The organism is Streptomyces sp. NPDC015139, assembly GCF_043079785.1.
Lineage (GTDB): Bacteria > Actinomycetota > Actinomycetes > Streptomycetales > Streptomycetaceae > Streptomyces > Streptomyces albidocamelliae.
In genome coordinates this window covers 1-9,078 of record NZ_JBIBUW010000041.1, presented here as the reverse complement: position 1 = coordinate 9,078, position 9,078 = coordinate 1, and the positions used below count along the sequence as shown (strand labels likewise).

General features: G+C 68.4%; 8 protein-coding genes and 1 pseudogene. 4 read left to right on the top strand and 5 right to left on the bottom strand.

What is annotated here, in order from left to right:
• Positions 1-269 precede the first annotated feature (269 nt).
• From ACF08B_RS40775 to ACF08B_RS40760, 4 genes are all read right to left on the bottom strand, one after another.
• Complete coding sequence (locus ACF08B_RS40775) at positions 270-452, bottom strand: hypothetical protein (protein WP_392322092.1); 183 nt, start codon at positions 450-452, stop codon at positions 270-272.
• A gap of 80 nt (positions 453-532) precedes the next feature.
• The gene (locus ACF08B_RS40770) at positions 533-718 is read right to left on the bottom strand and encodes a hypothetical protein (RefSeq protein ID WP_392322091.1); all 186 of its coding nucleotides are present in this window, start codon (positions 716-718) and stop codon (positions 533-535) included.
• Between the two features lie 51 nt (positions 719-769).
• A complete protein-coding gene (locus ACF08B_RS40765; RefSeq protein WP_392322090.1) occupies positions 770-961 on the bottom strand; it encodes a hypothetical protein in 192 nt (63 codons plus the stop codon).
• A 25-nt stretch (positions 962-986) separates the two neighbouring features.
• Positions 987-3,458, bottom strand: coding sequence for a S8 family serine peptidase (locus ACF08B_RS40760; protein WP_392322089.1), 2,472 nt, complete (start codon positions 3,456-3,458; stop codon positions 987-989).
• Between the two features lie 884 nt (positions 3,459-4,342).
• On the opposite strand from ACF08B_RS40760, the gene ACF08B_RS40755 reads away from it, so the two are divergent.
• Together ACF08B_RS40755 and ACF08B_RS40750 are read left to right on the top strand one after the other, a co-directional pair.
• The gene (locus tag ACF08B_RS40755; RefSeq protein WP_392322088.1) at positions 4,343-4,861 is read left to right on the top strand and encodes a BTAD domain-containing putative transcriptional regulator; all 519 of its coding nucleotides are present in this window, start codon (positions 4,343-4,345) and stop codon (positions 4,859-4,861) included.
• 226 nt (positions 4,862-5,087) lie between these two features.
• Entirely contained in the window at positions 5,088-6,938 is a 1,851-nt protein-coding gene (locus tag ACF08B_RS40750; RefSeq protein ID WP_392322087.1) for a glycoside hydrolase domain-containing protein, read from the top strand.
• On the opposite strand, the gene ACF08B_RS40745 is transcribed toward ACF08B_RS40750, so the two are convergent.
• A complete protein-coding gene (locus tag ACF08B_RS40745) occupies positions 6,896-7,564 on the bottom strand; it encodes a class I SAM-dependent methyltransferase (protein WP_392322099.1) in 669 nt (222 codons plus the stop codon). The genes ACF08B_RS40750 and ACF08B_RS40745 overlap by 43 nt on opposite strands.
• Before the next feature lie 366 nt (positions 7,565-7,930).
• Between ACF08B_RS40745 and ACF08B_RS40740 the strand changes: the two are divergent.
• Together ACF08B_RS40740 and ACF08B_RS40735 are read left to right on the top strand one after the other, a co-directional pair.
• Positions 7,931-8,713 (top strand): annotated as a pseudogene (locus ACF08B_RS40740) (type IV secretion protein Rhs); the annotation flags it as partial.
• Positions 8,714-8,753: 40 nt separating this feature from the next.
• Positions 8,754-9,078, top strand: a 325-nt coding sequence (locus ACF08B_RS40735; protein WP_392322086.1) for a transposase family protein, incomplete at its 3' end; no start/stop codon positions are given.

Genomic DNA, 9,078 nt, shown 5'->3' with positions numbered 1-9,078 from the left:
GGTGCCTGCTGGGGCATCTGGAGCGCCGTGGTCGGCCGGCTCCTGGCCTCGTTGTACGGGGTGTGTTCGATCATGACGGGCTTTCCTTTGCTGTGCTGTCCTGTCGTCAGGTCCGGCGGGCGGGGGCCCGCCGGCGGAGGGTTCGCGGCGGTATCGCCGTGGTGGGGGAGAACCTGGCGGCAGAAGGGCTACCCCCTGCCGCCAGATCCTGCCGCGCCGTTTTCCTCAACGGAGTAGAGGCGGGCGCGGAGCGTTGCCCGGCGTATCCCTCAGAAGGGGAGCAGATCGCCCAGCCACGACCCGATGCGGCCACTGGCTTCCAGGCCCGGGTTGTCACCAGGGGTTGCGGCGGGAGCGGCTTCTGCGCGGTCGACCGGGGGTGCCTGCTGGGGCATCTGGAGCGCCGTGGTCGGCCGGCTCCTGGCCTCGTTGTACGGGGTGTGTTCGATCATGACGGGCTTTCCTTTGCTGTGCCGCCATTCGCGGCGGATGGTTTCGAACGAGCGTGGCGGTTGTCGGCGCTATCACACCCTCACATTTCAGGGAGAAAGCTTTCCCAGATCGGCTTGACGAAGCGGCTGGCCTCCAGGCCCGAGGTGTCACCGGGGGCTGCGGCGGGGGCGGCTTCTGCGCGGTCGACCGGGGGTGCCTGCTGGGGCATCTGGAGCGCCGTGGTCGGCCGGCTCCTGGCCTCGTCGTACGGGGTGTGTTCGATCATGACGGGCCTCCCTCGTATGGGCCTCATGTGCGGTTGACGGGCTGGCAGCCGCTAGGTGGAGATGCCGTAGAGCTGGGCGTAGCACTGCTGCCGTGCGGGGTCGGGAAGATCGGCACAGCGTGTCCTGGCCGCTTCCACACCGCTGTCCGGATGCTGGGCTTGTGGAGCCTCGTGGATGTTGCGGTAGACCGGCGGAGCCTGCAGGGGCGGTGTGATGCGCGGTTCGGTATTCGCAGGGCTCATGTTCTTCCTCCTCGGTACGCGATGTTCACCGGTCGAGGAACACGTGGACCGGTGCCAGACTGACCGGCAGGTGGTAGCTGACGTCGAACGTGTACTGGTACCGCGTCTTGGCCCTGCGGTCGTCTTCCGGATCGAAGAACGTCACAGTGACGTCCATGCAGCGCGAGCCCGGCCGGCAGTATGGGCTCTCCGAAACGGTGATGGTGTCCAGGGCGTACAGGTGGTGCTTTCCTTCCCCCTTGGGTCCTGGAACCAGTTCGCCGGACAGCAGGCCGTCCTTGATCGAGTCGGCGAAGAGGAACGCGTTGGTGCCCGCGAAGTTCAGGGCCCGGTCGCCCGGCGTCTGCCCGAGGTTGCGGAACTGGTGGTAAAGCTTGGTGAGGAAGGCACTGACGAGCGTGGCGAGCTCGTCGGCGCTCATACCGGTGTTCAGCTCGGGGCCGTCGGCATTGGCCTTTTCCCTGTCCTTGATGGCTTGGACGACGCTGTCGACGAGTTTGGTCTCGTTCCAGGTGTAGACACCGGGGGTTTTGACCTTGACCACGGGAACCGTCTGGCCGTTGATCAGACGCACCGTTCGGCCGGTGAGCTCTCCGGGGACGGATACGCGTGAGATGCGGTTGGGGTCTTTGGGTTTGAGGAGCTGGCCCTTGAGGGCTTCCTGGAAGAGCCGGTAGATCGTGGATACCGGCGGGCGGGACAGCGCATCGGTCAGGTATGTGAGCCTGTTGTCCAGCTCTTCAGGGGTGGCGCTGTGGCCCGGCTTGCGGCCCGCCGGAGCAGGAGGCGGTTCAGGAGGGACAAGCGGTTGCCCGCCCCAGTCCATGGCGACCGGCTCCTCCGCCTCCAGCGCATAGACCGCCGTGCCGCCGTCGAACTGCAGCAACCACGTCACCTTGTCGCACAGCCACGGCTCGTGCGCCAGGAAATCGGCCAGTTGGGTTCCGTCGTAAGGGTTCGACGGAAGTTCCTGCTCCGGGTGCTTGTCGGTCGCCGGGATGGTGACGGCCGGCATCCGCTGACGGAACATGTCCCGGCAGGCTTCCGTCAGGAAGTCGACCCCGATGGTGCCGATCGCGTAGATCAGCTGGCTAGCCCCGTTTCCCCCGTTGCCTCCGCACTGACAGACCGACGCCGGGGTGCCCCCGCATCCGCACCCCGAGGAGGCACGGACACCTCCCTCAGGGCTGCCGCCGCCCGCCCGCCCGGCCGGCGGTACCGGTGCGGCAGCGGCCGCCTCCGCCATGACCGTCGTTTCCTCACCTGGTGTGACGGGCTGGGCCGGCAGGGAACGGGCTCCCTCGGGCGGGCCGGAACAGGCGGCCTCAACCCCCGCTGCCTCGTCTGCGGCACCCGACGGTTCCGACGACGCCGCGACACCCTCAAGGGCGACATCACCGTTGTCGGGCACCGCGGCCTCGGCTTGCTCGTGAGCAGTGATGGGCTGGTTATCCATGGCGTTGATTACCTCGTTCGGTTGGAAGTGGGGCATCCCGGGCGGCCGGGGCCCGCCTGCGTGACCGGCCCCCTGGCCGGCCCAGGCCACCGCGCTGTGGCCGGCGCCGCCCCGCAACGGATGCAGGGCCGAAGCCGCATCGGGACGGACCGCGGCTGCGCTCCCTCGCTTACTGATGAGGTCGTAGGCTCCGCGGGCGTTCAGATTGCCTTTCAGATGCCGTCGGCACGACGCGGTGTCACTGGGGAAGCACGGGTCCGCGGTCGCGGTGCCGAGAATGGCCTGCCCCGCCGCGAGCGGATCCATTGCCCGCCCTTCCCGGAGCTGAGCGGCCACCAGCAGGGCCGCGACACCAGAAACCGCAGGCGTGGCAAAGCTGCTCCCGGTCAGTTTCCGGCACCCGCCTCCGGGCACCGCACCCTGGATGTCCTGGCCTGGGGCAAGCACACCGTTACTGCGGTACGCCGTACCCCAGTTGCTGAGTTCCAGCGGCTTGCCGTCGGCCCCCAGGGCGCCGACCGCCAGCGCCGACGGTGTCGCGGCCGGTGTCTGCAGGCAGTCACATCCGTCGTTGCCGGCGGCCGCTACCACCAGCACTCCGCTGTCCGCGCACAAGCGGAGAGCTTTGTCGAGCAGTTCCCCGGGCCGCCCGTCCGACGTGCGCTGCCCTCCGCTGATGTTGATGACGTGGGCACCCTGCTGCACGGCCTGCTCGATTGCCCTGGCCAGATCCAGTTGGGAAACCCGGCTTTCGGTGTCCCGGAAGACGGGGAGGAACAGCCCCCGGCATCGCGGAACCATGCCGAACACCTCGGTGCCTGACTGGCCGAACAGCAGGCTGGCGACATGCGTACCATGCAACGACATGAGCCCAGGGCCCGCGGGCTCCTGGACGAGCGTGTTCACCCTCGTCAGGTCCGCACCCGCGAAACAGGGATGGGACAGGTCCACCGGACCGTCCAGCACCGCAACGCAGACCCTCGCGTCACCGAGGAGGTCATCCTCGGAAACCAGACCATTGAGGACTGAACGAACTTCCATCGAGCCGCTTCTCCGTCCATTCACGAACGAACCGTTACAGGCTGATTCGACTGTTGCACCTAGCCGCTCACCGGCCGCTATCGAGGGATGCGTCCGACGCCCCCAAAACGTTGCCGAACCGTTCCTCGGCTGTGTGGCACGCTGCTCAGAGCCGAACAGAAACAGGATCGGAAATATCCGGGAAACCGCGCACCATGGCGTTTATCGCCGCTGCGACTTCCGCTGATCGCTGCCGCCGATCCCCGACCGCCGTTCCCCCGAGACGCCCCGGATCACCGGGGGGCCAGGCCGGCGTCCGCGGCGCATCTCTTCGGCGTCACCGAGTCGTTCCTGCTGTGTCTTTGCAGGCCAAAAGGCGAGCAGGCGGGCGCACAGCAGGTGCGCGTGACAGGTGCTCGTTGCACAGTGGTGAGCGGGCCAGGAGATCGCCGGGTATCCCGCGCCGCGGGATGAAGCCCTTGTGGCTGACTCGCCTGCTGATCGCCTTCCGGCGCGTGCCGCTACAAATGCGGTCCTGCCGATTCCCCCGACCCTTGCAGCGTCCTGCTCCCAACCGGCCTCCCCCGCGAGCCCAGGGGACCGGAAAAGCGGTGCAGTACGGGTGCACAACAAGTGCGCATGACAGGTACCGATGGAGAGTGGTGAATGTGTCGCTCCCCGATTCGCGACTTGAGATTCTGAGGCCTTTCGAGTTCACCCATGCCGGCCACGGAACGACCGTCCCCATGGGGGCGCGGCGCCTCCTGGCATTCCTGGCCCTGCGAAACGACTGGGTAGGCCGGACCTCGGCCGCCGAGCAGTTGTGGCCGGCGTGCACACCCTTCAGAGCGGCGGCGAACCTCCGCTCCGCCTTGTGCCAGAGCCGCAGAGCGGGAACACACGCGGTGATCGACAGCGTTGACCAGCGCCTGATGCTCTGCCCGTCGATCGAGGTCGACCTCCACGAGATCCAGGAGTCGGCGCGCCGGATCATCGCCGGACCGGTCCCTCGGTCGCAAGACTGGAACCGTCTGGTGGGCAACCTGAGCCGGGAATTGCTGCCGGGGTGGTCCGAGGACTGGCTGAACCTGCCGCGGCAGCGGTGGGACCAACTGCGCCTATATGCCCTGGAGAGCCTGGCCCAGCAACTGCGGACCGATCACCAGTACCTCGATGCCCTGCAGGCCGCGCTCGCCGCGATCGCCGTCGATCCCTTCCGGGAGACCGCCTACCGCATCGCCATGGAAGTCCACATAGCCGAGGGCAACATCGCGAGCGCCATCAAGCGGTACCAGGACTACCGCACCTTCTTGCAGGCGGAGCTGAGAGTCACACCGTCCCAGCAGATGACCGATCTCCTGCACGCACTGCTGGGGGATCGTCTGGTCAACCATGCCGCCCGAACCGACGCGGTCAGGCGCTGACCTGCCCGGGGAATGCGGCATGTGGCCGATAAAACCCGCCTGATACGGCACCGCCGCGAAGGTCTGGCCTCGATGGCCGGAGCGTGGGCGCCGGGCCAGGCTGGTAGGAGAAGACAGCGCACGGCCTGCCGCCAGCGGTGCCCGCACCCTGGACGGTCGGCCGGGGAAGGCCATCGCCATGCTCTACGCAGGAATGGACACAGGCAAGTATCCCGGGAAGCCCGTGATGGACACGATCTGGGACCTCTCCAACATCTACTGGACGGGCATGTACCTCGACTCGCCGGCACCGGCCCCAGGCGAGGTCCCGGTCACCAAACCACTGAACGGCCACAACCGGATGGGCGGTATCGGTGCCAACCCGGTGGGCGGCTGGATGAACGGGTGGTTCGACCTGCGTCCGGTGTGGGGGCTCCTGCCGATCTACTGGGGACAGCAGGACCCGCGCAACGATGACGGGCCGATCGACCTCCGGGTGCAGATCGCCACGGCGAACGCCGAGGACGCCGCAGTGAAGGCGACGAGCGCGGGCCTGCCGCAGGGCTCGGTGATCTACCTGGACTGGGAGATGGGCGGCCCGCCGGATGACGCGGGCAAGAAGTACTGCTCGGCCTGGTTCCACCGGCTCGCCGAACTCGGCTACCGGCCCGGCGTCTACTGCCATCCCCCGTCGTCGTTCGTCTTCCGCAAGGAATACCCGGGCCTGTACGTGTGGAACGTCAACCTGCTTCCGGCGACCGCCGGCGGCATCACGGTCGTGGACGGCAAGGTGATGCTCGCGACCCCGCCCATCAACAGCACGGGCGGCGAAGCACCGGACCGGGACGCGATCGCCCGGCAGTGGCGGTTCGGGGTCGGGCAGCCCGCCGGAGGCCCCATCGCCGGGTTCCCGAACATCGACGCCGATGTCGCCGTCGTACGCAACCCCGCCTTCCCCGAGAGCGGCAACCAGCCCGGCGAGGTGCGCGGCGGGCCCGTCGTCGGCGCACCCGGCACGACCGACTGGCTCGGGGCCTTCGCGGTGCGCCGGGGCAGGGCCACCCGGGTGACCTGGTCGCCGGGCGCGGCCACGCTCGACACCGATCTCGACGGGTCGACGTCGATACCGACGGCCTCCTTCAACCCCTTCACACCGATGTCGGCGCTGACCGACTGGCTCGCCGGGCTTGCCCAATGGGACAGCGGCACCGACCGCGACTGGCACATCCACACCTTCCGGCACGCCGCCTCCGGGGCCTGGCAGGAGTTCTCCGTGCCCGAGAACAACACGGTGGTCATCGACCCGCTCGCGGGCGTCGTGATCGCCCGCCGCAAGGGCGGGGCGCCCGAGGTGTTCGCCCACGACCGGCAGGCCGACAACATCGCAGGCAGCCGGTGGAACGAGGCCACACAAACCTGGACCACCGTCAGCCACCTCCAAGCCTCCGCCGGGCCCGTCGCGCCCTTCGTGCTCCGTACGAACGGTCTCACCGCGCTGAGCCGCAAGGCCGGCCTCCTGGACCTGTTCTGGGTGGGCAGCGACTCCGTACCGCGCACGTCCTTCTCCCTCGGACCCGGGAACTGGAGCAACTCCTTCGCCATCGGCGACCCTCTCGTCCGCGCACACACGATGGCCAACCTCGCAGCGTGCAGCCCCGGCCCCGACCTCATCGAAGTCCCCTTCATCGGGCGCCGCGACGGCAATCCGAAACTCCGGCTCTACAGCACCCCCTGGACCACCGCGTCGCTGTGGGGCACCACCCGCGAGATCGGCGGCGGGGCCGTGCCGCTAGAACCCTCGTCCCGGATCGCCGCAGCCAGCCGCTCGTCCGAATTCCTCGACGTGTTTGTCATCGGCCTCGACGGCATGCTGTACAACACGTTCCTGACAACGGCGACGGGCGCTTGGACCGCACTGCGGCGCATCGGCGGGACACTGCCCAGGCTTGCCCACGTCGTCACCGCGTGCTGCCGGGGCGCCGGCGACGTCGAGGTCCTCGCCGTGGCACGTGACGGTTCGGTGTGGTCGACGCACTGGGACTCCGCCCTACTCGACTACATCCCGATGGAACGCATCACCCTCCTCGACCTCATCTGACCAGCCATCACTGTCCTGTCATAGCTGTGTGGTTCAGGGCGGCATGGAACGCCCCGGCAGCCTCTGGCCTCGCCGACGCCCGCGGCCTCTAACCCCGCTCCGGACCACCTGCCTCGCGCCCGAACCCTCGCGGTCGGGTGCGGGTCAGGCCGTCCGGCCACCCCCCCGGCACCTTCCCGCGCCCGCTGACGAACCGACGTCACAGGACGCGCTGCTGATCCCCTGGAGGAGATCACTCGTGCTTGTCCCCCGCCCGCGCCGCCGGATCGGCCGGCCCCGCCCCCAGCGTCCCGGCCCCCGCTACCCGCACCGCCCCAGCCTGCTGCCCGCCCCTGGGTGGCGGTATGACGCCGGCTGAGCTGGCGCCCCTCGCAGGGGCCGCCCCACGTTGTGGGGCGGCCTCGGTCGTAGCCGCCCTCGCGGAGATCGGCCAGATTGTCATGCTCGATGTCCGCACACAGCCAGCGCACTCCCGGTAGGCCGGCGCGCTCGGTCCGGGCCCGGGTGAGGGCACCTTCGGCGAAATCGACACCGTCGACCTCATATCCGAGAAAGGTCAGGAAGGCGACGAGTTCACCTGTCCCGCAGCAGGCATCGAGGGCCCGGCCACCCTCGCGCGCTGGCACGTGCAGGGTGAGTAGAGCCTTCTCCTCCTCGCCCAGCAGCCGGAAGCCGCGGCCGTCATGGAAGTGCTGGGAGCACTCGGCCCGCGCGGTCTCTTTCACAGATCGCTCCTTGCGCAGGGGGCGGGTCTCACACCACCCCCGTCGGTTCTGCAGTGGGCGGGTGCAGGTCAGGGCCGGGTCTTCAGGGCGCCGTGGGCGGAGTGCCACCACTGGCGTGTGAAGTGAATCTTGTGTGTCCGTGATCCCCGCCGCAGTGGTTGGCGTGCTTCGTGCTTGCGTCGGCGTCAGTCCCACGTACTAGGGTTCTTGATCATGTCCGCCGCGGTGTTTCTGCGGGGTGGGTGTGAAGCACGGGGAGGAACGGGGATGGGTTACACGATTCCGGGCTGGCTCGATGATGTCCTGGACTTCATCGGGATCAACTTTCCGAACGTGGACGAGGACGACTACCGCGATATGGCGGACGCCATGCGGGAGTTCGCGGACAAGTTCGAGGGGCACGGCGGGGACGCGCACAAGGCTGTCACCCGGATCCTGTCCTCGTCCGAGGGCTGGGCCGTGGACGCCTTCGAGAAGCACTGGAACCAGGTGAAGGTCAGTCACCTGGAGAAGCTGCCCGAGCTGGCGCGGCTGTTCGCGGACGCGTGCGACGTCTTGGCGGACATCATCTTCGGGATGAAGACGAAGGCTGAGATCGAACTGGGGGCGATGGCTGCCTCGGTGGGTATCTCGGCCGGGCTTGCCGTCGTCACCGGTGGTCTGTCCGCGCTGATCGGGGCTGCCGAGGTCACGGCAATGCGGCAGGTGGTCAAGCGGATCATCGACGAGGCAGTGGACCGGATCGTCGATGAGGTCCTGGCGAAGCTCACCGAGCCGGTGAACGCCAAGCTGGAAGCGATGGTCGAGGACATGGTGCTCGACCTTGCCGACGGTGCGTTCTCCATGCCGGCCCAAGGCGGTGGTCGCGGTCATGGCAAGGGCGGAATGCAGCTCGCCTCGGCCGGCGGCGGAAGCGACGCCGGGAGCGGCGGCCCGGCGAAGTCCACCAAGATCGATCACATCGAGTTCGAGGACGGAGCGGGCAGGGTCAGCCGGCACGGCAGCGATCTGCACATTGCGGCGGGCTCACCGCTCGGGCGAGCTAGAGGTTGTCCCGTAACCGGTGGGGCGGTTGGTGCGTTGGTTGGGCATGGGTGGGGTGATCTCAGCGGGTGATCCGAAGTGGATCGAGCCGTTTTCGGGTTTGTCCGAGGTGCAGTTCGGCAGGCTGGTGGCGTTGGTCCGGCGTCGTGGTGGCGACGTGCAGCGTGGCCGGCCATGGCGGCTGACGCTGGAGGACCGGGTGCTGCTGGTGGCGACGTACTGGCGTACGAACCTCACGTTGCGGCAGGTGGCGCCGTTGTTCGGGATCTCGAAGTCCGCAGCCGACAGAATCCTGGACCATCTCGCACCTCTGCTGGCGATCGCGCCGGCGCGTCGGCCGCGCAAGGACACCGTGTACATCGTCGACGGCA